This is a genomic window from Streptomyces rubradiris, assembly GCF_016860525.1.
Classification (GTDB): domain Bacteria; phylum Actinomycetota; class Actinomycetes; order Streptomycetales; family Streptomycetaceae; genus Streptomyces; species Streptomyces rubradiris.
The window spans coordinates 1,915,939-1,939,197 of the sequence record NZ_BNEA01000015.1 but is presented as its reverse complement, the minus strand read 5'-3'; the positions used below and the strand labels follow the sequence as shown (position 1 = coordinate 1,939,197).

At 71.0% G+C, this 23,259-nt stretch carries 15 protein-coding genes; 11 read left to right on the top strand and 4 right to left on the bottom strand.

Going from position 1 to position 23,259, the window contains the following annotated elements:
• The first annotated feature begins 20 nt into the window (after positions 1-20).
• On the top strand, positions 21-2,351 hold the full coding sequence (locus tag Srubr_RS21760) for an ATP-binding protein (RefSeq protein WP_189990049.1): 2,331 nt from the start codon (positions 21-23) through the stop codon (positions 2,349-2,351).
• A gap of 222 nt (positions 2,352-2,573) precedes the next feature.
• Here Srubr_RS21760 and Srubr_RS21755 read toward each other — a convergent pair whose 3' ends face one another.
• Positions 2,574-3,125, bottom strand: a complete 552-nt coding sequence (locus tag Srubr_RS21755; RefSeq protein WP_189990052.1) for an EF-hand domain-containing protein — start codon at positions 3,123-3,125, stop codon at positions 2,574-2,576.
• A 364-nt stretch (positions 3,126-3,489) separates the two neighbouring features.
• Between Srubr_RS21755 and acnA the strand changes: the two genes are divergently transcribed.
• The 3 genes from acnA (at position 3,490) to Srubr_RS21740 (ending at position 8,396) form a co-directional block, all read left to right on the top strand.
• On the top strand, positions 3,490-6,207 hold the full coding sequence (gene acnA / locus Srubr_RS21750; RefSeq protein WP_189990054.1) for an aconitate hydratase AcnA: 2,718 nt from the start codon (positions 3,490-3,492) through the stop codon (positions 6,205-6,207).
• 566 nt (positions 6,208-6,773) lie between these two features.
• Entirely contained in the window at positions 6,774-7,685 is a 912-nt protein-coding gene (locus Srubr_RS21745) for an NADP-dependent oxidoreductase (protein ID WP_189990057.1), read from the top strand.
• A 123-nt stretch (positions 7,686-7,808) separates the two neighbouring features.
• Positions 7,809-8,396 carry an NADPH-dependent FMN reductase gene (locus Srubr_RS21740; protein WP_189990060.1) on the top strand — a complete coding sequence of 196 codons (588 nt, stop codon included), beginning with the start codon at positions 7,809-7,811 and terminating at the stop codon, positions 8,394-8,396.
• On the opposite strand, the gene Srubr_RS21735 is transcribed toward Srubr_RS21740, so the two are convergent.
• From Srubr_RS21735 to Srubr_RS21725, 3 genes are all read right to left on the bottom strand, one after another.
• A complete protein-coding gene (locus Srubr_RS21735) occupies positions 8,384-9,247 on the bottom strand; it encodes an alpha/beta hydrolase (RefSeq protein WP_229926481.1) in 864 nt (287 codons plus the stop codon). The genes Srubr_RS21740 and Srubr_RS21735 overlap by 13 nt on opposite strands.
• A gap of 220 nt (positions 9,248-9,467) precedes the next feature.
• A complete protein-coding gene (gene rfbB / locus Srubr_RS21730) occupies positions 9,468-10,436 on the bottom strand; it encodes a dTDP-glucose 4,6-dehydratase (protein WP_189990065.1) in 969 nt (322 codons plus the stop codon).
• Between the two features lie 244 nt (positions 10,437-10,680).
• Positions 10,681-14,484, bottom strand: a complete 3,804-nt coding sequence (locus Srubr_RS21725) for a GH92 family glycosyl hydrolase (RefSeq protein ID WP_189990068.1) — start codon at positions 14,482-14,484, stop codon at positions 10,681-10,683.
• Between the two features lie 341 nt (positions 14,485-14,825).
• Here Srubr_RS21725 and ngcE point away from each other — a divergent pair, with 341 nt between their 5' ends.
• The 7 genes from ngcE (at position 14,826) to Srubr_RS21690 (ending at position 23,114) form a co-directional block, all read left to right on the top strand.
• The gene (ngcE, locus tag Srubr_RS21720) at positions 14,826-16,271 is read left to right on the top strand and encodes an N-acetylglucosamine/diacetylchitobiose ABC transporter substrate-binding protein (RefSeq protein ID WP_189990070.1); all 1,446 of its coding nucleotides are present in this window, start codon (positions 14,826-14,828) and stop codon (positions 16,269-16,271) included.
• A 29-nt stretch (positions 16,272-16,300) separates the two neighbouring features.
• Positions 16,301-17,227, top strand: coding sequence for a carbohydrate ABC transporter permease (locus Srubr_RS21715; protein ID WP_189990072.1), 927 nt, complete (start codon positions 16,301-16,303; stop codon positions 17,225-17,227).
• A gap of 4 nt (positions 17,228-17,231) precedes the next feature.
• Positions 17,232-18,158: a carbohydrate ABC transporter permease gene (locus tag Srubr_RS21710; RefSeq protein WP_189990074.1), complete on the top strand. Its 927-nt coding sequence runs from the start codon at positions 17,232-17,234 to the stop codon at positions 18,156-18,158.
• 206 nt (positions 18,159-18,364) lie between these two features.
• Positions 18,365-19,564, top strand: a complete 1,200-nt coding sequence (locus Srubr_RS21705) for an ROK family transcriptional regulator (RefSeq protein ID WP_030606849.1) — start codon at positions 18,365-18,367, stop codon at positions 19,562-19,564.
• A 133-nt stretch (positions 19,565-19,697) separates the two neighbouring features.
• Positions 19,698-20,807 carry a sugar ABC transporter substrate-binding protein gene (locus Srubr_RS21700; protein WP_189990861.1) on the top strand — a complete coding sequence of 370 codons (1,110 nt, stop codon included), beginning with the start codon at positions 19,698-19,700 and terminating at the stop codon, positions 20,805-20,807.
• A 196-nt stretch (positions 20,808-21,003) separates the two neighbouring features.
• Positions 21,004-21,804 carry an ATP-binding cassette domain-containing protein gene (locus Srubr_RS21695; RefSeq protein WP_189990078.1) on the top strand — a complete coding sequence of 267 codons (801 nt, stop codon included), beginning with the start codon at positions 21,004-21,006 and terminating at the stop codon, positions 21,802-21,804.
• Complete coding sequence (locus Srubr_RS21690) at positions 21,801-23,114, top strand: sugar ABC transporter permease (protein WP_189990080.1); 1,314 nt, start codon at positions 21,801-21,803, stop codon at positions 23,112-23,114. The genes Srubr_RS21695 and Srubr_RS21690 overlap by 4 nt, the downstream gene beginning before the upstream one ends.
• The last annotated feature ends 145 nt before the right edge of the window (positions 23,115-23,259 follow it).

Here is a 23,259-nt window from a genome sequence, read left to right as displayed (position 1 = left end):
GACGAACGGGGACATCGACGGTGCGCGACGGCACGCCATCCAGCAAGGGCCACGGCACACCACCCGGCGGGGACTTCGGGCAGGAGTTGCGTCGACTGCGGGCCCGTGCCGGACTGAGCCAGGAAGCCCTCGCGCACGCCGCCGGGGTGAGTGTCAGGGCGCTGGCGGACATGGAACGCGGGCGTACCCGGGGACCGCAGCGCCGTACCGTGGGGGCGCTGGCCGAAGCGCTGGGGCTGGACGACGGCGAGGCGGCGGGCCTGGAGGGGGCCGCCGCCCTCGGCCGTCCGCGCCCCCGGCCGGCCATCGGCCCGGCCGGCCCCGGCCCGCTGGCCCTGCCGCGCGACATCGGGGACTTCACCGCACGCGGCCCGGCCCTCGCCCGGCTGCTGGACCTGGCGCGGAGCACCGCCGGGGACCGGCCGGTGGTCAGCGTGGTCGCCGGGCAGCCCGGTCTGGGCAAGACCGCGTTCGCGGTGCACGCCGCGCACCGCCTCGCCCCGCACTTCCCCGACGGGCGGTTCGCCCTGGACCTGCACGGAATGGACCCGGAACCGGTCACGCCCCGCGACGCGCTGGCCCGGCTGCTGGGCGCGCTGGGGGTCCCCGACGCCACGCTGCCGGCGGGCACCGACGACCGCGCCGGCCTGTGGCGGTCCCTGGCCGGTGAACGGCGCCTGCTCCTGTTGCTGGACAACGCCGCCGACGAGGCCCAGGTCGCCCCCCTGCTGCCCGGCGCCGGCCCGTCCCTGACCCTCGTCACCAGCCGTAACGCCCTGGCGGGCCTGGAGTCCGTGCACCGCACCGATCTGGCCCTGCTGCGGCGCGAGGAAGCGGTGGAACTGCTGTCCCGCATCATCGGCCCGGACCGGGTGCGGGCGGAGGCACAGGCCGCCCGCGACCTCGCCGACCTGTGCGGACACCTCCCGCTGGCCGTCCGGATCGCCGGCCAGCGGCTCCTCAGCCGTCCGCACGAACGCCTCGCCAAGCTCGTGGCCCGCCTCGCCGCCGAGGGCCGGCGGCTGGACGGCCTCCAGGCCGGGAGCCTGGGGGTGCGCGCCACCTTCGCGCTCTCCTACCGTCAACTCCCCCCGGAGTCCCGGACCTTGCTGCGCCGCGCCGCGCTGGCCGCCGGGGCGGACTTCAGCCCGGAGACCGGCGCGCTCCTGGCCGGCCTGTCCTACGACGAGGCGGTCGCCCGCGCCGAGGAACTGACCGATGCCGGTCTGCTGCAGAGCGACGCCGCCGCCGAGCGGTACCGCTTCCACGACCTGCTCAGGCTCTACGCGGCCGAACAGGCAGACGCCGAGGACGGCCCCGAGGTCCGGGACGCCGCCCTCGACCGGACCGCGGACTGGATGCTGCGCCGGGCCACCGCCGCCGCGCTGCACTTCGACGTCGACCACGAGCGGACCGGGCCGGAGGCGGACCCCGACCCGGACACCGCGCCCACCGGCCGGGACGAGGCACGGGCCTGGCTGGAGGCCGAGCGGGCGCAGTGGCTCGCCGCGCTGCGCCGGGCCCACGAGACCGGGCGGCACCGGCAGGTCCTGGACGCGGCGGAGGCGATGCACTGGTTCTCCGACCTCAACCAGCACTGGGAGCAGTGGGTGGAGATCTTCCAGCGCTCCGCCGACGCCGCCCGCGCCCTGGGCAGCAGACGTGAGGAGGCGGTCCACCTCAACTACCTCGCCTGGGCCTACAACCTGTGCGTCCACGACCCCCGTGCCGCCCTGACGAGCGCCGACGCCGCGCTCACGGCGGCCCGCGACTGCGGGGACGGGCTGCAGGAGGGCTGGGCGCTCGGCTACGGCGCGGGCGCGCTCAGCCGGCTGGGCCGTACGGCAGAGGCCCAGGAGCGCTTGCGCGGCGCGGTCCGCTGCCTCGCCGCACAGGAGTCCCCGCAGGGCCGGCTGGCCGAGCTGACGGCCCTCAACTCCCTCGGCACCCTGCTGCGCCAGACCGGCCGGGCGGCCGAGGCCCTGGACATCCACCGGCGCAGCGAGCGGATCTGCCTCGCGGGGGTCCCGGGCCGGACCGAGGAGGTGATCGCGCTGTACCACGCGGTCGCCCGGCAGCAGATCGGCAACGATCTGGCGGCCCTGGGGCGCTGGCAGGAGGCCGAGGCACCGCTGCGGCAGGCCCTCGACGCCTTCGAGGCGGCGCAGATGCCGGCCTGGGCCTCACAGGCCCGGCTCGACCTCGGCCAGGCGCTCGGCGCCGTGGGACACCCCGAGGCCAGGGAGACGCTGGTCGCCGCCCGCGCCGCCCTGGGAGCGCTGAGGAGCCCGCTCCAGGCCGAGGCCGACGCCGCGCTCGCCGCGCTCGACCAGGCCACCGCCGACACGTAGGCCGCACCGCCGTCCGGCGGCCGGGGACGGTGTGGAGTACCCGGGGAAAGACGCGGCCTCCACCGTCGGAGAACGGCCTGTCGCAGCGAAGGGTGAGCGTTCTAGCCAAAGGGTGAGTGGCTGCCCCGTGCGCGGCGCAGGAGGACGGCCGCCCGCCGGAAGCGAGTCCAGGGGCGGCCGCGGGAGGCCGACCGGAGCCCGGGGGGCTTGGCGGCGGGTGGGTCAGATGTGGCCGAAGAAGATGCTGCCCGGGGCGTCGGGGTCGTTGGAGAGGAAGTGCTCGCGCACCGCGCGGATGAACTCGTGGCGGGAGATCGCGCCGTCCCCGTCGGTGTCCAGCCTGAAGAACAGGTCCATCGTCGCCGGCGAGTGGTCCCTCCAGACGTCCCGCGTCAGACGGGCGAACTCGTCCCTGCTGATCTCGTTGTCGCCGTCGGCGTCGACGATGTCGAAGATCGCGTGGCCGCCGCCTTCGGTCACGTTGAGGCGGCTGGTGTCGATGACCGCGAGGCGGTTGGCGAGGACGAACTGCTCCTTGGTGAGCCGGTCCCCGTCCGCGCCCGCGTGGCGCAGCAGCTCCAGCCAGTAGATCTGGCAGAAGGTCTGGAGCGCCCTGGCCCGGCGGTCGTCCCTGGACAGCCCGTACCCCTGGATGTAGCGGTCCGCGAGCTTCTGGTAGTCCGTCCAGTCGAGGTAGCCGTCCTTGTTGGCGTCCATCTGGTCGAAGGTGCGCTCGAGCTTGACGGTGATGATGTCCTGCGCCGCAGTGGTCATGGGTATCCCTTTCCGCGATCAAGTCCGCTGACCGGTTCAGGGTCGGTCACGGCCGTCCACCGGGGGCCCAAATGCCTAGGTGATCACCTGATCGAGTGATCACCTTGCGTTCGGCACGACCGTCCGATCCGGCTGCGGGTCCTCGCCGAGGGGGAAGCGGGTGAAGGCCGGTCACCCAGGTTGTGACATGACCAAGCCGCGCCCATGTACTAGTGTTATCTCGACATCGAGATATCTGCCGAGGCGCACCGCGGTCGCCACACTGGTAAGGCACGCCTAACTTAGCCTGACCTTACTGGTTCGGCCAAGCCGGCGTGGCGGCACGATTGACGGTGGTACGCGCACATCAATGAAGGAGACTGTCGTGTCGGCGAACAGCTTCGACGCCCGCAGCACGCTGCAGGTGGGCGGCGAGTCGTACGAGATCTTCCGGCTGGACAAGGTGGAGGGCTCGGCCCGGCTGCCGTACAGCCTCAAGGTCCTGCTGGAGAACCTGCTCCGCACGGAGGACGGCGCGAACATCACCGCCGATCACATCCGCGCTCTCGGCAACTGGGACTCCCAGGCCCAGCCCAGCCAGGAGATCCAGTTCACGCCGGCCCGCGTGATCATGCAGGACTTCACCGGCGTCCCCTGCGTCGTGGACCTCGCCACGATGCGCGAGGCCGTGAAGGAGCTGGGCGGCGACCCGGCGAAGATCAACCCGCTGGCGCCGGCCGAGCTGGTCATCGACCACTCCGTCATCGCCGACAAGTTCGGCACCACCGACGCCTTCAAGCAGAACGTCGAGCTGGAGTACGGCCGCAACAAGGAGCGCTACCAGTTCCTGCGCTGGGGCCAGACCGCCTTCGACGAGTTCAAGGTCGTCCCGCCGGGCACCGGCATCGTCCACCAGGTGAACATCGAGCACCTGGCCCGCGTCGTCATGGTCCGCGACGGCAAGGCCTACCCCGACACCCTGGTCGGCACCGACTCGCACACCACCATGGTCAACGGCCTCGGCGTCCTCGGCTGGGGCGTCGGCGGCATCGAGGCCGAGGCCGCCATGCTCGGCCAGCCGGTCTCCATGCTCATCCCGCGCGTCGTCGGCTTCAAGCTCACCGGCGAGCTGAGCCCCGGCACCACCGCCACCGACCTCGTGCTCACCATCACCGAGATGCTCCGCAAGCACGGTGTGGTCGGCAAGTTCGTCGAGTTCTACGGCGAGGGCGTGGCCGCCACCTCCCTGGCCAACCGCGCCACCATCGGCAACATGTCGCCGGAGTTCGGCTCCACCGCCGCCATCTTCCCGATCGACGGCGAGACCCTGAACTACCTGCGCCTGACCGGCCGTTCCGAGCAGCAGGTCGCCCTGGTCGAGGCGTACGCCAAGGAGCAGGGCCTCTGGCTGGACCCGGCCGCCGAGCCCGACTTCTCCGAGAAGCTGGAGCTGGACCTCTCCACGGTCGTCCCCTCCATCGCCGGCCCGAAGCGCCCGCAGGACCGCATCGTCCTCGCGAACGCCGCCGAGCAGTTCAAGCAGGACGTCCGCAACTACGTGGACGCCGTGGACGAGGCGGGCCAGGAGTCCTTCCCGGCCTCCGACGCCCCGGCGGTCGCCCCGAACGGCGCCCCGAGCAACCCGGTCCAGGTGACCGCCCCCGACGGCACCGTCTACGAGCTGGACCACGGCGCGGTGACGGTCGCGGCCATCACCTCCTGCACCAACACCTCCAACCCGTACGTCATGGTCGCCGCCGCCCTGGTGGCCAAGAAGGCGGTCGAGAAGGGCCTGACCCGCAAGCCGTGGGTGAAGTCCACCCTGGCCCCGGGCTCGAAGGTCGTCACCGACTACTTCGACAAGGCCGGCCTCACGCCGTACCTGGACAAGCTCGGCTTCAACCTCGTCGGCTACGGCTGCACCACCTGCATCGGCAACTCCGGCCCGCTGCCGGAGGAGGTCTCCAAGGCCGTCAACGACCACGACCTCGCCGTCACCTCGGTGCTGTCCGGCAACCGCAACTTCGAGGGCCGGATCAACCCCGACGTCAAGATGAACTACCTGGCGTCCCCGCCGCTGGTCGTCGCCTACGCCATCGCCGGCTCCATGAAGCTGGACATCACCCGCGAGGCCCTGGGCACCGACCAGGACGGCAACCCGGTCTACCTGAAGGACATCTGGCCCTCCGAGGCCGAGGTGAACGACGTCGTCGCCAACGCCATCGGCGAGGACATGTTCTCCAAGTCCTACAGCGACGTCTTCGCCGGCGACGCCCAGTGGCAGTCGCTGCCGATCCCGACCGGCGACACCTTCGAGTGGGACGCGGAGTCCACCTACGTCCGCAAGCCCCCGTACTTCGAGGGCATGACGATGGACCCGGCCCCGGTCGAGGACATCGCCGGCGCCCGTGTCCTGGCCAAGCTGGGCGACTCGGTCACCACCGACCACATCTCCCCGGCCGGTGCCATCAAGGCCGACACCCCCGCCGGCAAGTACCTCACCGAGCACGGTGTCGAGCGGCGTGACTTCAACTCGTACGGCTCCCGCCGGGGCAACCACGAGGTCATGATCCGCGGCACGTTCGCCAACATCCGCCTGCGCAACCAGATCGCGCCGGGCACCGAGGGCGGCTACACCCGCGACTTCACCCAGGACGGCGGGCCGGTCTCCTTCATCTACGACGCCTCGCAGAACTACCAGGCCGCCGGCATCCCGCTGGTCGTCCTGGCCGGCAAGGAGTACGGCTCCGGCTCGTCCCGCGACTGGGCGGCCAAGGGCACCGCGCTGCTCGGCGTGAAGGCCGTCATCGCCGAGTCCTACGAGCGCATCCACCGCTCCAACCTCATCGGCATGGGCGTGCTGCCGCTGCAGTTCCCGGAGGGCGCCTCCGCCGAGTCCCTCGGTCTGACCGGCGAGGAGACCTTCTCCATCTCCGGCGTCACCGAGCTGAACGAGGGACGCACCCCGCGCACGGTGAAGGTCACCACCGACACCGGTGTGGAGTTCGACGCGGTCGTCCGCATCGACACCCCCGGTGAGGCCGACTACTACCGCAACGGCGGCATCATGCAGTACGTGCTGCGCAACCTGATCCGCAAGTAAGCGGCAGGGCACAGCGGTTCAGCGGCAGAGGGCCGCGTCCCCGGCACCCGGGGGCGCGGCCCTTCGCCGTTCCGGGCGGGAAAGCTCTGGCGGACCCGGTGGCCGAGTGCACCGGGTCCGCGAGCCGGGCAGGTGAGGGGGGCGGGTACCTGCCCGGAGAGGGGGGTCGGGGCGCGCGGCCGACGTGACCGCCGAGCCTCGCGACATCGTTGTCATCGGCCTGTCCCGACTGTACCGCCGCCACCGCCGACCCCGTCAACCCGCTTGCCTAGCCCGACCGGGTGATACCGGCGCGCGCCTGCCGGAGCGTACGCGGGCCTCTGTGGTACCGGTGGCCCCCGCTGTTACGGGTGGGGCGCGAGTGGTGCTCGGCGCGCCGTCCGTCCGTGGCGCGGGCTGCCTGCCGCCGTCCCGAGGGCGAGGGCGGGCGGCCGTACCCGCGGCCCCTCCTGGCCGGCGGTTGACCTCAAGCGGACTTGAGCTTCTACGTTCGTCCTGTTGCCGGCGACGGCGAGCCGCAGGCCGCCGACCGGCCGAAGTGCCGTGTTGTCAGGAGGGGTTGAACGATGAAGGCTGTCGCGTTCCGCGCATACGGAGGGCCCGAGGTCTTGGAGCTGATGGAGCTGCCGATGCCCGAACCGGGACCGGGCGAGGTACGGGTGCGGGTGAAGGCGGCCGGTACCCAGCCCACCGACTGCGCGGTGCGCACCGGCTGGTCCCCGCCCGGCTTCACCGTCACCTTCCCGCACATCACCGGCGGCGACTTCGCCGGCGTGGTGGACGCCCTCGGCGAGGGCGTCACCGGTTTCTCGGCCGGCGACGAGGTCCTGGGCTACCGCGTCCAGCTCACCTACGCCGAGTACCTCGTCGCCCCCGCGGACCAGATCGTGCCCAAGCCCGCCGCGCTGTCCTGGGAGGTGGCCGGCTGCCTGTCCGCCTCCGGCCAGACCGCCCACACCGCGATCGAGGACCTCGGCGTCGGCGAGGGCGAGACCGTGCTGGTCAACGGCGCCGCCGGCGGGGTCGGCACCATCGCCGTGCAGCTCGCGGCGGCCCGGGGCGCCAAGGTGATCGCCACCGGCCGCGAGGAGAATCACGCCTACCTGCGTGAGCTGGGCGCCGTCCCGGTCGCCTACGGCGCCGGCCTGATCGACCGGGTCCGCGCGGCGGCGCCCGAGGGCGTGGACGCCGCCCTGGACACGGCGAGCGTCGAGGGCCTGCGGGTCGCGGCCGAACTCGTCGAGGACAAGGACCGGGTCGGCACCGTCTTCGCCCACGAGGTCCACGAGGAGCTGGGCGTGCGCTGGATCACCAGCCGGCGCTCGGCGCGCCGGCTCGCCGAACTGGCCGGACTGGTAGCGGGCGGCAAGCTCACCGTGCACATCCGCAAGACCCTGCCGCTGGCCCGGGCCGCCGAGGCACACCGCGAGCTGGAGACCGGCCACGGCCGCGGAAAGATCGTCCTGCTGGCCGGCTGAGCCGCCACCACCCGGCCCCGGGAACAGCGGCGGAGCCGTCCCCGGAGCCCGTGACCACCGTGCGCCGCCGCCTGTTTCTTTCCTCCTTCCTTGCTTCCTTCCACCCGTACGAGGAGTCCTCTCATGCCCACGACCCCCCTCAGGATCGGCGTCATCATCGGCAGCGTGCGCACCGGCCGCTTCGCCGACAAGGTCGCCCAGTGGTTCCTCTCCGAGATCGGCCGGCGCGATGACATGGACGTCCATGTCATCGACCTCTCCGAACCGGCGCTCGTGGCGGAGCTGAAACTCACCCTGGACGCCACCGAGCCACAGGAGGGCGCCCTCACCCTGGCCCAGCGCATCGGCGGACTGGACGGGTACGTCGTCCTCACGCCCGAGTACAACCACGGCTACCCGGCCTCGCTGAAGCTCGCCATCGACTACGTGTACCGCGAGTGGCGGGCCAAGCCCGTCGGCTTCGTCTCCTACGGCGGCATGGCCGGTGGTCAGCGGGCCGTGGAGCAACTGCGCCAGGTCTTCGCCGAACTGCACGCCGTCACCCTGCGCGACACCGTCAGCTTCCACATGGCCTGGGACCAGTTCGACGAGCGGGGCCGCCCCAGGGACGCCGACGGCATCGGCAAGGCCGCCTCCGTGCTGCTCGACCAGCTCGCCTGGTGGGGCCTGACCCTGCGTGAGGGCCGCGCCGCCCGACCCTACGACGGCTGATGCCGGGGCGGCGCCGCCGCGTGGGCCAGCAGGCACTCCTCCAGGAAGGCCAGGGCCCGCAGGTGGTAGGTGCGGGCGGCCCAGCCGAGGCTGATGTTGTGCCCGGCGTCGGACAGCCGGTCCACCACCGCGCGCGGAGCGGCGAGCGGCGCCAGCAGGGCGCGCACCGCCTCCTCGTCGCTGCGCCACCACTGCTCCTGCTCGGCGAAGGTGAACCGGACCGGTACCCGCACCCGGGCCGCCAGCTGCGGGTACATCCGGGGCCACGACAGGGTCTCGCGGGCCTCCGTGACCGGCACCGGGGCCACCAGCCGCTGCCCCTCCCGGAAGGCCTCCGGCGGGTACAGCCGCAGCTGCCCCCAGTGCCGCCGCCAGGCCCCGGGCGCGCCGGCGCCCGGCAACTCGTCGGGTGGCACCGCGAAGGCGCCGCCCAGCCCGGACAGGTCCAGCCCGATCAGCGGGACCGGCAGGGCGTCGGCCGCCGCGGTGGACAGCGCGAGCCGGCCGCCGCCGGAGTGGGCGAGCAGGAAGAACCCGGCGCCGGTCGGCCACCGTCCGGCGAAGTCGGCGAGGGCCGAGCCGAGCGTGGCCGTCTGCCCGGCCAGGTCCTGCCCGTCCGGCAGCGCGGCGGCCGAGGCGCCGTAGCCCGGGCGGTCGAGCGCCAGCACGGTGCAGCCGAGCCGGCTGCCCAGCTCCAGCAGCGACAGGCCCGGCCGCGCCCGGTTGTCGAAGTAACCGGCCCGCATGCCGCTGCCGTGCAGGGCGACCACCACGGCCCTGGGCGCCTGACCCGCCTCCGGTTCGGCGAGGAGCCCCGACAGCCGTACTCCCTCGCCGCCGTCGAGCGTCAGCTCCCGGGGGCCGGGCGGGCCGTCCGGCGGGGTGGGCGCGGGGGAGTCCGGACGGGTGAGCCCCGGCGACGATACGGCCTGCACCTGGGGTACCTCCTGTCGTGGGCGGCGGGGTGACCAGCGGTGCGGTGACCGACGGTGCGGTGGAGCAGCGGCCCGCGGAGCCGATCGGTCCTCCCGCCCTGCCTTTCTACCAAGCCCCGCGCGCGATCGCCGCGCGTCAGGCGCCGATGGCGGCCTTCCACCAGCCGGGGTGGTCGCGGTACCAGGCGACGACGTCGGCGAGTCCTCGCTCGAACGGGATGCGCGGGGCGTAGCCCAGTTCCTCGCGGATCTTGGTGTCGTCCAGGGCGTAGCGCAGGTCGTGTCCCTTGCGGTCGGGCACGTGCCGCACCCGCGACCAGTCGGCGTCGCACAGCGCGAGCAGCCGTTCGGTGACCTCGCGGTTGGTGCGCTCGTCGCCGCCGCCGACGTTGTAGACCTCGCCCGGCCTGCCCCGGTCGAGCACCAGCGCGACGGCCCGGCAGTGGTCGTCGACGTGCAGCCATTCGCGCACGTTGCGTCCGTCGCCGTAGAGCGGCACCGGCCGGCCCTGAAGCAGGTTGGTCACGAACAGCGGTATCAGCTTCTCGGGGTGCTGGTAGGGGCCGTAGTTGTTCGAGCAGCGGGTGATCGACGCGTTCAGGCCGTGCGTGCGGTGACAGGCGCGGACGAGCAGGTCCGAGGACGCCTTGGAGGCCGCGTAGGGAGAGTTGGGCAGCAGCGGGTGGTCCTCCGTCCAGCGGCCCTCGGCTATGGAGCCGTAGACCTCGTCGGTGGAGACGTGGACGAACCGCTCGGTGCCGGCCGCGAGGCAGGCGTCCAGCAGCGTCTGGGTGCCGGCCACGTTGGTGCGCACGAACTCCGGCGCCGAGCGGACCGACCGGTCCACGTGCGACTCCGCGGCGAAGTGCACCACCGCGTCGTGCCCGGGCAGCAGCCGGTCCAGCAGCTCCGCGTCGCAGATGTCCCCGCGTACGAAGTCCAGCCGGGGGTGCGCCGCGGGCAGGCTGTCCCGGTGTCCGGCGTAGGTGAGCTTGTCCAGGACGGTCACCCGGGACGTCTCGTGGCCCGGGTAGCCGCCGTCGAGCAGCGTGCGCACGAAGTGCGAGCCGACGAACCCGGCTCCGCCGGTGACCAGCAGTCTCATGCCGTCGCCGCCTCCCGTGCGGTGCTGGCGGGGGTGCGTGGTGTCATCGGTGCTCCTGTGGCCTGTCGGGTCCTCGAAGGCAGTATGGGCGGGGGACGGATCACCCCGCCGCCCGGCCCCCGCCGCCCGGCACCATCCCTCACCTGGTCCGCACCGCCTCGCAGGGTCCCGCCCGCGCGACACCGGCCCGCCGGAGGAGCCGTGGGGCTCCTCCGGCGGGCCGGCCGCCGTACTCGGAGTGCGCTCAGGTCAGCAGTTCCACCTCCGCCAGGGTGGCCTCGCCGTCCAGGACCAGGCGGTAACGGGTGTACGTGCCCGGCGCGGCGACGGTGAAGGGGCGGGTCTGGCGGTCCCAGGCGAACGTCTCACCGGTGCGGCGGTCCAGGGTCCGCCACGTCGTGCCGTCGGCGGAGCCCTGGAGGGTCCAGCCGGACGGCGCGGTGGTGTGGTCGGCCCCCGAGGTCAGCGTGTACCGGACGGGCCGTACGGCGCCCCGGGCCGGCAGGTCGGCGGAGGTGAGCCTCGCGCTGGTCGCCGAGGTGTCGTCGAAGAGCGGCCCCGCGCCCTTCAGGACGTCCGCGCGCGGCTCGGGCACCTTGTCGTCCCGGGTGATCGAGACCGGCGCCGCGTGCTCGCCCGTGCCCCAGGAGGACGGTTCCGGGCCCATGGCGAAGTCCAGCACCCCGCCCTTGGCCAGCAGCGAGTGGGGGAGCGAAGTGGACGTCCAGGGGCGGCCGTTGAACCTGACCCCCTGCACGTAGACGTTCTCCGCGCTGTTGCGCGGGGCCCGCACCACCAGGTCCCGGCCGTTCTCCAGGTGCACGGTCGCTTGCTTGAACAGCGGGGAGCCGATGGCGTACTCGCCGCTGCCCATCACCAGCGGGTAGAAGCCGAGCGCCGAGAACAGGTACCAGGCGGACTGCTCGCCGTTGTCCTCGTCGCCGTGGTAGCCCTGCCCGATCCCGCTGCCGGTGTACAGCCGGGACAGCGCCTCGCGCACGTACGCCTGCGTCTTCCACGGCTGGCCGGCCGCGTCGTACATGTACAGGACGTGGTGCGCGACCTGGTTGGAGTGGCCGTACATGCCCATCCGGACGTCCCGGGCCTCGGTCATCTCGTGGATGACACCGCCGTAGGAGCCCACGTAGTCCGGGGAGGCGGTCTCCGGGGTGGCGAAGTAGGCGTCGAGCTTGTCGGCGAGGCCCTGCCGGCCGCCGTACAGGTTGGCCAGGCCCCGGCTGTCCTGCGGGACGGTGAAGGCGTAGCCCCAGCCGTTGGTCTCGGTGTAGTCGTACCCCCACACCCGCGGGTCGTACTTCGCGGAGTCCACCCGCCAGTCACCCTTGGCGTCCCGGCCCTGGAAGAAGCCCGCCTGGGTGTCGAACAGCTTCACGTAGTCGCGGGCCCGGTCGAGGAAGTACCGCGACTCCTCCCGGTAGCGGCTCTCGCCCGTCTTCTTGTACAGCGCCTCGCCCATCTTCGCGATGCCGTAGTCGTTGACGTAGCCCTCCATCGCCCAGGACAGGCCCTCGTGGGTGTCGGTCGGGGTGTAGCCGAGGAAGGGGGAGACGGCCATGCCCTTGCGGCCCACGCCCGGGGCGGGCGGGACGACGGTGGCGTTCTTCACGGCCGCGTCGTACGCCGCCTTCGCGTCGAACCTCACGCCCTTGACGTAGGCGTCGGCGAAGGCCACGTCCGAGGAGGTGCCGGTCATCAGGTCCGCGTAGCCGGGGGAGGACCAACGGGAGGTCCAGCCGCCGTCCTTGTACTGCTGCACGAACCCGTCGACCAGTTCCCCGGCCCGAGTGGGCGTCAGGAAGGAGTAGGCGGGCCAGGTGGTGCGGTAGGTGTCCCAGAAGCCGTTGTTGACGTACACCTTGCCGTCGACGATCCTCGCGCCGGTGTGCGTGGGGGTGTCCGGGCCCGGCATGGGGGAGAACGGGGACGCGTAGCGGTCCTTGCCGTCCACCTTCTCGAAGCCGGAGTTGGGGTACAGGTACAGCCGGTACAGCCCGGAGTAGAGCGTGGTCAGCTGGTCCTCGCTCGCGCCCTCCACCTCGACCTTGCCGAGCAGCTGGTCCCAGGCGTGCCGGGCGCGCGCCTTGACGGTGTCGAAGGACGTGCCCGCGGGGATCTCCCGGCGCAGGTTCTCCCGCGCCTGGTCGACGCCGATCAGCGAGGTCGCCAGGCGCAGGGTGACGGTGCGGTCGGCGCCCGCGGCGAAGCGCAGATAGCCCTTCACCCCGCTCGCCGCGCCGTCCGTCACCGGCTTGTCGAACTCGCCGTACACGAACAGCCGGGTGGCGCCCGTGGACAGGCCCGACTTCACGTCCGAGTAGCCGGTGACCCTCCCGTGCTCCTCGTCGAGCGTCAGCCCGGCCTGCTCGGTGACGTTGTCGAACAGCACGCTCGCGTCGTCGCCGGGGTAGGTGAAGCGCAGCACGGCCGCGTGGTCGGTGGGGGTCATCTCGGCCTTGAGGCCGCCTTCGAACCGGACCCCGTAGTAGTAGGGCCGCGCGGTCTCGTTCTCGTGCCGGAAGGCCAGTTCGCGCGCCTCGCGGCCGGTGTCCGGGGTACCGGCCGCGGCCGACGGCATCACCTGGAAGGTCTGCCGGTCGCCCATCCACGGGCTCGGCTCGTGACTCGCGCTGAACGCCTGGATCGTCGGCAGGTTGTCCGCGTTGTTCGCGCGCGCGTACTCGTACAGCCAGCTCAGCGAGGACGCGTTGGTCACCGGCGTCCAGAAGTTGAAGCCGTGCGGCACGGCGGTCGCCGGGAAGGTGTTGCCGCGCGAGAAGCTGCCGCTGGAGTGGGTGCCGCGAGTGGTCAGCGCGTAGTCGGCCAGGTGCGCCTTCGGCCTGGCGGGCGCGACCGGCTTCAGGGACACGTCGTCCAGCCAGCCGCGGAACTTCGCCGGGCCGTCCGGGGAGTCGTAGGCCACCAGGATGCGGTCGACGGTCTTCCCGGCCGCCACCGGGCCGATCCGCGCGGCCACGTCGTTCCACTGGTTGACGTACAGCGCCTTCGCCGCGCCCTGCCCGCGCGGGGAGAGCGGGAAGCCGTGCCGGTCCAGGGCGCCCAGGTCGCTGAGGTAGGTGCCGTCGGTGAAGGCCAGGTCGACGGAGACGTTGGTGGCGTCGTAGTCGCGGTCGCCGTCGGCCATCGACGGGAAGATCCGGTACGCCAGCTCGGTGTCGCGGCCGACCCGCACGTTCACGTCGAAGACCTTGTTGGAGGAGAAGGCGCGGCCGTCCGCCGTGTGCCGGCCGGCGTAGCGCAGGGCCCGCTTCCCGGTGAACCCGGCCCGCGCCTTGGCGGTCGGGGAACCACTGGGGCCCTTGTCCACCAGGGTCAGCATGTCCTGCGGCACCGGCCCGCCGCCGCCACCGGTGGAGAACTGCACATCGGCGAGCTGGAGGATGTCCGGGGCGCCGTTGTTGCGCGTCACCTCCAGCCGGAAGTGCTGGTAGACGGCCGGTTCCGCCAGGTCGTACGACTTGGTCAGGTACCGCTCGGAGAAAGTCTCGCCCGAGCGGGTGTCGAGCGTCGTCCAGTGCGTGCCGTCGGCGGAGCCCTTCAGGGTCCAGTCCCTCGGGTCGCGCTCGGCGTGGTCGTTGGCCGAGGTGAGCGCGTACGTCCGCAGCCCGACCGGCTTGTCCAGGTCGAACTCCGCCCAGCCGGACGGCTCGAAGGTCAGCCATTTGGTGCCGGGCTCGCCGTCGGCCAGGTTCTCCTTGACCTCGCCGGCGCCCGCGTTCTCGCCGCCGGCCCGGACCTCGGTGACATGGTCGGTCACATTGCCGGGGATGCCGGTGCTGTAGCCGCCGTCGACGCCCGACGCCCGTTTGCTCCCGTCCGGGCCGGTGTCCACGGTGTTCAGCCAGTCCGGCGCCGGCTCGCCCGCCTCGAACGAGGACGCGAACTCCCGGTCGGGCACCGCGGGCCGGGCCGGCAGGGCGACCGCCGCGCCCTGCGCGCCGACGGCCATGACGAAGGCGGCCGTGAGGACGGCCGCCGGACCCCATCTGTGCCGAGTTCTCCGCTGCATCTACGGATTTCCCCTCCTGCGCCCATCGGACAACGTTGTCAGCTACGGGCGCAGGAACCAGTAGGTGGTCAAGTGACCCGTGATGTCAAGGGTGTTGGCCGTGGCATTCAGGGAGTAATGTCGCGAATTTTTCCCGCGCGGCACGAGTCGTGGGCCCATATTTCCGGCAGGTCTCAACTCGGAAAAGACCCATGGGGAACCCTGCACTCGATCTTGTCCGCCGGGGTTAAGTGGACTATACCTGTCGGCACTTCCCGCACGACCCTGCACGACCCGACCTGCGGTGCCGGCGCAAGGATCCGGTTCACCGCCTGAGTCCTGGAGAAGGCGAGGACTTGAGCATGGGATCCACTGCGCACCACCGTGCCGAAGGCGTCGGCCGCCGCGATCTGATCAAGCGCTCGGCGGCGCTCGGTCTGGTCGCCACGCCGGGGATGGGCCTGCTGTCCGCCTGCGCGAGCAGCGGCGGCGACGGACAGGACAAGGCCGAGCAGGGCAAGAAGACCGCCAAGAACCCGCTCGGTGTCAACGACACCGCCGGGATGGAATTCGTCCTCTTCGACGGCGGCTTCGGCAAGGAGTACGCCGAGGACGCGGTGAAGATCTACGAACGCGACTTCCCCAAGGCCAAGGTGAAGTTCGCGGCCACCCAGAAGATCCAGTCCACCCTCCAGCCCCGCTTCAACCAGGGCACCCCGCCGGACCTCATCGACAACTCCGGCGCCGAGCAGATGGACATGGGCGTCCTCGTCGGCAAGAACCAGCTCGCCGACCTCACCGCGCTGCTGGACGCGCCGTCGTACGACGACCCGAAGAAGAAGGTGCGCGACACCCTGCGCCCCGGCATCGTGGAGATGGGCCAGTTCGACGGCGACCCGGTCTGGATCCTGTACTACGCCTACACGGTCTACGGCGTCTGGTACTCGCAGAAGGCCCTGGACTCGCTGGACGCGGCGTACCCGGAGACCTGGGACGACATGCTCGCGCTGTGCGCCAAGGCCAAGAAGAAGGGCATCGCGGGCTGGACCTACGCGGGCAAGTACCCGTACTACATCCCCTTCTCGCTGTACCCGATGATCGCCAAGGTCGGCGGGCGCGAGGTGCTCGACGCCATCGACAACCTGGAGCCGAACGCCTGGAAGCACCCCGCGGTCAAGGCCTGCTTCGAGGCCTACTACGAGCTGTACAAGAAGGGCTACATCCTCCGGGGCACCCCGGGCCTGGACCACATCCAGTCGCAGACCGCGTGGGCCGAGGGCAAGGCGCTGTTCCTGCCGAACGGCTCCTGGGTGGAGAACGAGTCGGCCAACGTCATCCCGGCCGACTTCGGCCTCGCCGTCTCCGCGCCCTCCGGCCTCGACGCCTCCGACAAGCTGCCGTTCGGCACCCTCTGGGCCTCCGGCGGCGAGCCCTTCATCGTCCCGGCCAAGGCGAAGAACGCCGAGGGCGGCATGGAGCAGCTGCGCATCATGCTCTCCGAGGCGTCCTCGAAGAACTTCACCAGCAAGGTGAAGTCGCTGACCGCGTTCAACGGCGGCACCTCCGGCATCGACCTCACCCCGGGCCTGAAGTCGGGTGTGGCGGCGCTGGAGAAGGCCGGGAGCAACGTGGTGAACCCCCGGCTGCAGGACTGGTACGTGCAGTTGCAGAAGGAGAAGATCGGGGTGTCCGGCCTCGGCGAGTTGATGGCCGGCCGGCTCACCCCCGCCGAGGCGATCAGGAAGATCCAGTCATTCGCCGACGAGGCGGCCAAGGACTCCTCCATCAAGCACTACAAGCACCAGTAATCCGGCACCCTGACAGCACCGGAGTGGCGATGCGGCACGGCAAATACCGGTTCATCGTGGGGTTCCTGGCACTGCCCCTGGGACTGTACGCGCTCTTCGTGGTGTGGCCGTTCATCCAGTCCATCTACTACTCGTTCACGGACTGGACGGGCCTCAGCCCCGATTTCCAGATGGTCGGGTTCGACAACTACGAAAGGATGCTCGACGACGACATCTTCTGGAAGTCGTTGTGGCACAGTCTCCTGTTCGCTCTGGTGCTGCCGGTGCTGACGCTCGGTCTGGCGCTGTTCTTCGCCTTCATGATCAATGTGGGCGGCCGGCGGAGGAAGGGCGGCCCCGCCATTTCCGGGGTGCGGGGCTCGGCCTTCTACAAGATCGTCTATTTCTTCCCGCAGGTCCTCTCGATCGCGATCGTCTCGCTGCTGTTCGCCTTCGCGTACAACCCGGACAGCGGAGCGATCAACTCGCTGCTGCGCGGCATCGGCCTCGACGGCGTGCAGCCGCTGTGGCTGGGCGATCCCGGTCTCGCCCTGTGGTGTGTGATGGCGGTGCTCGTGTGGTCCACGGTCGGCTTCTTCGTGGTCCTGTTCTCCGCGGGCATGGCCTCGATCCCGGCCGAGCTGTACGAGGCGGCGCTGCTGGACGGCGCGAGCCGGGCCACCACGTTCTTCCGCGTCACCCTGCCGCTGCTGTGGGACACCGTGCAGTCCGGCTGGGTCTACATGGGCATCCTCGCCCTCGGCGCGGAGTCGTTCGCGGTCGTGCAGATCATGACGACCGGACCGGGCGGGCCGGACTACTCGACCACCGTGATGGTCCTGTACGTGTACCAGAAGGCGTTCCGGGACGGTCAGGCCGCGTACGCCACCACCATCGGCGTCGCCCTGCTGATCGTCACGCTCGCGTTCGCGGCGATCGTGATGCGGCTGGGCCGTCGCGAGCGGCTGGAGTTCTGAACCGATGAAGACGACCGAGACCCCCGCCACGCCGCCGGCCGAGTCCGGCGCCACCGTGTACAAGACGGACCAGGACCCGGCCGCGCGCCGGCCCTCCGGGCAGCGGGAGGGGACCGTCCTCAACGTCTTCTCCCACGGCGTCCTCGTGATCTGGGCGATCATGGTGGTCATGCCGCTGGTGTGGGCGGTGATGACGTCCTTCAAGGACGACGGCTCCATCTTCGGCTCGCCCTGGTCCCTGCCGGACCGGCTGCACTTCGACAACTGGGCCCGGGCCTGGACCGACGCCCACATGAGCGACTACTTCCTGAACACCGTCCTGGTGGTCGGCGGCTCGCTCGTCGGCACCCTGGTGCTCGGCTCGATGGCCGCCTATGTGCTGGCCCGGTTCGACTTCCCGGGCAACCGCTTCATCTACTACCTGTTCGTCGGCGGCATGAGCTTCCCGGTCATGCTCGCGCTGGTCCCGCTGTTCTACGTCGTGAACAACATGGGCCTGCTGAACACGATCCACGGCCTGATCCTGGTGTACATCGCCTACTCGCTGCCGTTCACGGTGTTCTTCCTCACGGCGTTCTTCCGCACCCTGCCCACGTCGGTGGCGGAGGCGGCCTTCGTGGACGGCGCTTCGCACACGCGTACGTTCTTCCAGGTGATGCTGCCCATGGCCAAGCCCGGCCTGATCAGCGTGGGCATCTTCAACTTCCTCGGCCAGTGGAACCAGTACATGCTGCCCACGGTCCTGAACACCGACCCGGACAAGAAGGTGCTCACCCAGGGGCTCGTCCAGCTCGCGGTCAGCCAGGGCTACAAGGGCGACTGGTCCGGTCTGTTCGCCGGCCTGGTCATGGCGATGCTGCCGGTGCTCGCGGCGTACATCGTCTTCCAGCGGCAGGTGGTGCAGGGGCTGACCGCGGGGGCGCTGAAGTAACCCCGGCGGACAGGCGGGGCCACCCGCCGTGATTGCGCGTGCGCACACCGTCCCGGCACCTTCGGGGCGGTGTGCGCCGTCGTGCCCGGGTACCCGGAAACGGTTCAACCTCTTGACGTGAGTCGCCCCGAACGGCTCAGCTTAGAGTTCACTAGTTGGACATACACGGGGCCTCGCCGAAGCGGCCCCGCGCTCAGGAGGTCGTCGTGGAGACTCCAGGGTCGCAGTCGTCACTGCACCGAGCCAACCTGGAGCGGGTGGTCCGGGCCGTACGACTGGCCGGGTCCCTCACCCAGGCGGAGATCGCGCGGACGACCGGGCTGTCCGCCGCCACCGTCTCCAACATCGTGCGGGAGCTGAAGGACGGCGGAACCGTCGAGGTCACCCCCACGTCGGCGGGCGGGCGGCGGGCCCGCAGCGTCAGCCTGAGCGGGGACGCGGGCATCGTGATCGGAGTCGACTTCGGGCACACCCACCTGCGCGTCGCGGTCGGCAACCTCGCCCACCAGGTGCTCGCCGAGGAGGCCGAGCCGCTGGACGTCGACGCCTCCGCCGACCAGGGCTTCGACCGGGCCGAACAACTGGTCAACCGCCTCGTCGCGGCGACCGGCGTGGACCGGACCAAGGTGGCCGGCGTGGGCCTGGGCGTGCCCGGCCCGATCGACGTCGAGTCCGGCACCCTCGGCTCCACCGCGATCCTGCCCGGCTGGGGCGGCACCAAGCCCGCCGAGGAACTGCGCGAGCGGCTCGGCGTACCCGTGCACGTCGACAACGACGCCAACCTCGGCGCCCTCGGCGAGCTGGTCTGGGGCAGCGGCAAGGGCGTGCGCGACCTGGCCTACATCAAGGTGGCCAGCGGTGTCGGCGCCGGCCTGGTGATCGACGGCAAGATCTACCGGGGTCCGGGCGGCACGGCCGGCGAGATCGGGCACATCACCCTGGACGAGTCCGGCCCGGTCTGCCGCTGCGGCAACCGCGGCTGCCTGGAGACCTTCGCGGCGGCGCGCTACGTGCTCCCGCTGCTCCAGCCCAGCCACGGCCCCGACCTGACCATGGAGGGCATCGTCCGGCTGGCCAGGGACGGGGACCCGGGCTGCCGCCGGGTCATCGCCGACGTCGGCCGCCACATCGGCAGCGGAGTGGCCAACCTCTGCAACCTGCTGAACCCGAGCCGGGTCGTCCTCGGCGGCGACCTCGCCGAGGCCGGGGAGCTGGTGCTCGGACCGATCAGGGAGTCCGTCGGCCGCTACGCCATCCCCAGCGCCGCCCGTCAACTGTCCGTTCTCCCCGGGGCACTTGGCGGCCGGGCCGAGGTGCTCGGCGCGCTCGCCCTCGCCCTCAGCGAGATGGGTGATTCCACCCTTTTGGACGGCGCCCTGCAGGTTACGGCGCCTGCCTTCACTTAGAGAACGGATGGCACCGTTGCCATCTCGTTAAGGATTTACTTCTTGACGTCGCACGTGTGGCCGAGTTGACTTCCAGCCACCTCGGCCGCAACGACGCGGCCTCGTCAGGGAGGTTTCTCAAGTGAACGCACGTATGCGTCGTGCCGCCGTTGCCGTTGCCGCCGGTGCGATGGCCGTCTCGCTGGCCGCCTGTGGCAGTGCCAAGGAGTCGAAGGGCGACGACGACTCCTCGGCCGCGTCGGCCCCCAAGAAGGGCGACGACATCACGGTCGGTCTGCTCCTTCCGGAGAACAAGACCGCGCGGTACGAGAAGTTCGACCGGCCGATGATCGAGCAGAAGGTCAAGGAGCTGACCAACGGCAAGGGCAAGGTCGAGTACAACAACGCCCGCCAGGACGCCAACCTCCAGGCCCAGCAGGTCGACACCATGATCACCAACAAGGTGGACGTCCTGATCATCGACGCGGTGGACGCCAAGGCGATCCAGAACTCCGTCAAGAAGGCCGTGGACCAGGGCATCAAGGTCGTCGCCTACGACCGCCTCGCCGAGGGCCCGATCAGCGCCTACACCTCCTTCGACAACGTCGAGGTCGGCAAGACCCAGGGCGAGGCCCTGCTGAAGGCACTGGGCGACAAGGCCACCAAGTCCTCCAAGATCGTCATGATCAACGGCTCGGTGACCGACCCCAACGCCAAGCAGTTCAAGGACGGCGCGCACTCCGTCCTGGACGGCAAGGTCACCATCGCCAAGGAGTACGACACCAAGGAGTGGGCGCCGGACAACGCCAACTCCGAGATGGAGGCGGCCATCTCCGCCGTCGGCAAGAAGAACATCGTGGGCGTCTACTCCGCCAACGACACCATGGCCGGCGCCATCATCACCGCCCTCAAGGCCGCGGACCTCAACGTCCCGGTCACCGGCCAGGACGCCGAACTGGCAGGTGTGCAGCGCATCGTCACCGGCGACCAGTACATGAGCGTGTACAAGTCGTACCCGCAGGAGGCGCAGACCGCCGCGCAGATGGCCGTCGCGCTCGCCAAGGGCGAGAGCCTGGACTCCATCGCCAAGGACAAGGTCTCCAGCACCAGCGCCAAGGACATCCCGTCCGTCCTCGTCCCGGTCGTGTCCCTCACCAAGGACAACATCAAGGACACCGTGATCAAGGACGGCATCTACACCGTCGACGAGATCTGCTCCGGCAAGTACAAGGCCGCCTGCGACAAGCTCGGCCTCACCAAGTAGGCGAACGCCCGGTCCCCTCCCGGCCGCCGGGCGTTCGGCCCCTGAACGCCCGCCGTACCGGACGACGACCGGCCGCGTCCCCGCTCCTCCGGCGCCCCGGCGCATTCACCCAGCCCCGCGAGCTCGGCCCGGGGCGCCGGACGGAATTCCCCCCAAACTTCTGCACAACCTCCCGCCGGGTCAGGCGGCGAAGGAGATGGTTCACGTGTCCGCTACGCCCGTGCTGGCGTTGCGCGGGGTCTCCAAGCGGTTCGGTGCCGTTCAGGCGCTCACCGACGTAGAGCTCGAGATCCACGCCGGTGAGGTGGTCGCCCTGGTCGGCGACAACGGCGCCGGAAAGTCCACGCTGGTCAAGACGATCGCCGGCGTCCACCCCATCGACGAGGGTGCCATCGAATGGAATGGCAGGCCCGTGTCGATCAGCAAGCCGCACGACGCCCAGGCGCTGGGCATCGCGACGGTCTACCAGGACCTCGCGCTGTGCGACAACATCGACGTCGTCGGCAACCTCTTCCTCGGCCGTGAGCTGAGGAAGTGGGGCGTGCTCGACGAGGTCGAGATGGAGCGCCGCGCCCGCGAGCTGCTCACCACGCTGTCGATCCGCATCCCCAGCGTCCGCATCCCGATCGCCTCGCTCTCCGGCGGTCAGCGCCAGACCGTGGCCATCGCCCGCTCCATGCTGGGCGACCCCAAGCTGGTCATCCTGGACGAGCCCACCGCCGCCCTCGGCGTCGAGCAGACCGCCCAGGTGCTCGACCTGGTCGAGCGGCTGCGCGAGCGCGGCCACGCCGTCATCCTCATCAGCCACAACATGGCGGACGTGAAGGCGGTGGCCGACAAGGTCGCCGTCCTGCGCCTCGGCCGCAACAACGGCGTCTTCGAGGTCAGCACGACCTCCCAGGAAGAGATCATCTCCGCCATCACCGGCGCCACCGACAATGCCGTGACCCGCCGTGCCGCGCGCACGTCCAGCGCGAACGGGGAGGCTTCCCAGTGAGCATCGACAAGACCTCCGCCACCGAGCCCGGCACGACGTCCGCGCAGGACGCCGCCCCGGTCGAGAACCCCGAGGCCGCCGCGGCCGCGGTCACCGCCGTCGACCCGCGCCTGCTGGTGCAGGAAGAGGGCCTGCTCGGCTACTGGAACGAGTTCAAGCGCAAGATGAAGGCCGGTGAGCTGGGCTCCCTGCCGGTCGTCGTCGGCCTGGTGATCATCTGCGTGATCTTCCAGGCGCTGAACTCCAACTTCCTGTCCGCGCAGAACATCAACGACGTGACGATCACCATGGTCGGCACGGGCATGATCTCCGTCGGCATCGTCTTCGTGCTGCTGCTCGGCGAGATCGACCTCTCGGTGGGCTCGGTCAGCGGCGCGGCCAGCGCCCTGATGGCCGTCCTCGCGGTCAACCAGGGCTGGCCCGAGTGGGCGGCCGTCCTCCTCGCCATCGCCGCCGGCGTCGCCATCGGCGCGCTGCACGGCTTCTTCTTCGCGGTGCTCGGCGCCCCCGCCTTCGCCGTCACGCTGGCCGGCCTGCTGTTCTGGCTCGGCTTCATGCTGAAGGTGCTGGGCGAGGACGGCACGATCAACCTCGACGGCGAGGGCCTGGTCGCCAAGCTGACCACGTACTACTTCTCCGACATCGCCGCCGCCTACGGGCTCGCCGTGGTCGTGGTCGCGGTGTTCTTCCTCACCTCCTTCCTCGGCAACCGGCGCCGGGAGGCCGCGGGCATCCCGGCCCGGCCGCTGAGCGACACGGTGCTGCGCACGGTGCTGCTGGCCGTGGTCGCCTTCGCCGCCGCCTACATGTACAACCAGTACAAGGGCCTGCCGCTGGCCACGGTGATCTTCCTGGTGTTCCTGGTCGCCACGGACTTCCTGCTGCGGCGCACCACCTACGGGCGCAAGGTCTTCGCGCTCGGCGGCAGCGTCGAGGCGTCCCGGCGCGCGGGCATCAACGTCACGGCGGTGCGGATCTCCGTGTTCGCGATCTCCGGCGGGTTCGCCGCGATCGGCGGCCTGTTCCTGGCCTCGAAGATCGCCTCGGCCAACCAGAGCGCCGGCACCGGCGACCTGCTGATGAACGCCATCGCCGCGGCCGTCATCGGCGGCACCTCGCTCTTCGGCGGGCGCGGCCGGACCTGGAACGCGCTGCTGGGTGTGCTGGTGATCGTGTCCATCCAGTACGGTCTTCAGCTGCAGTCCATCGCGGAGCCGGTGAAGTACATGATCACCGCCGCCGTTCTGCTGACCACCGTCGTGATCGACTCCATCACGCGCAAGACGCAGAAGACCGCGGGCCGCGCCTAGCGCCCGCCCGCTCGCCCCAGGGGCGCGGAACGACCGCGTACCGGCCCGTCGTGGCCGGTCGCGCGGCCGACCGCGCCCCTTCGGGGTGCCCGTCGGGCCCGGCATTAGACTCGGGCGGGCCCGGCAACAGCTCGATCAGCTCTAG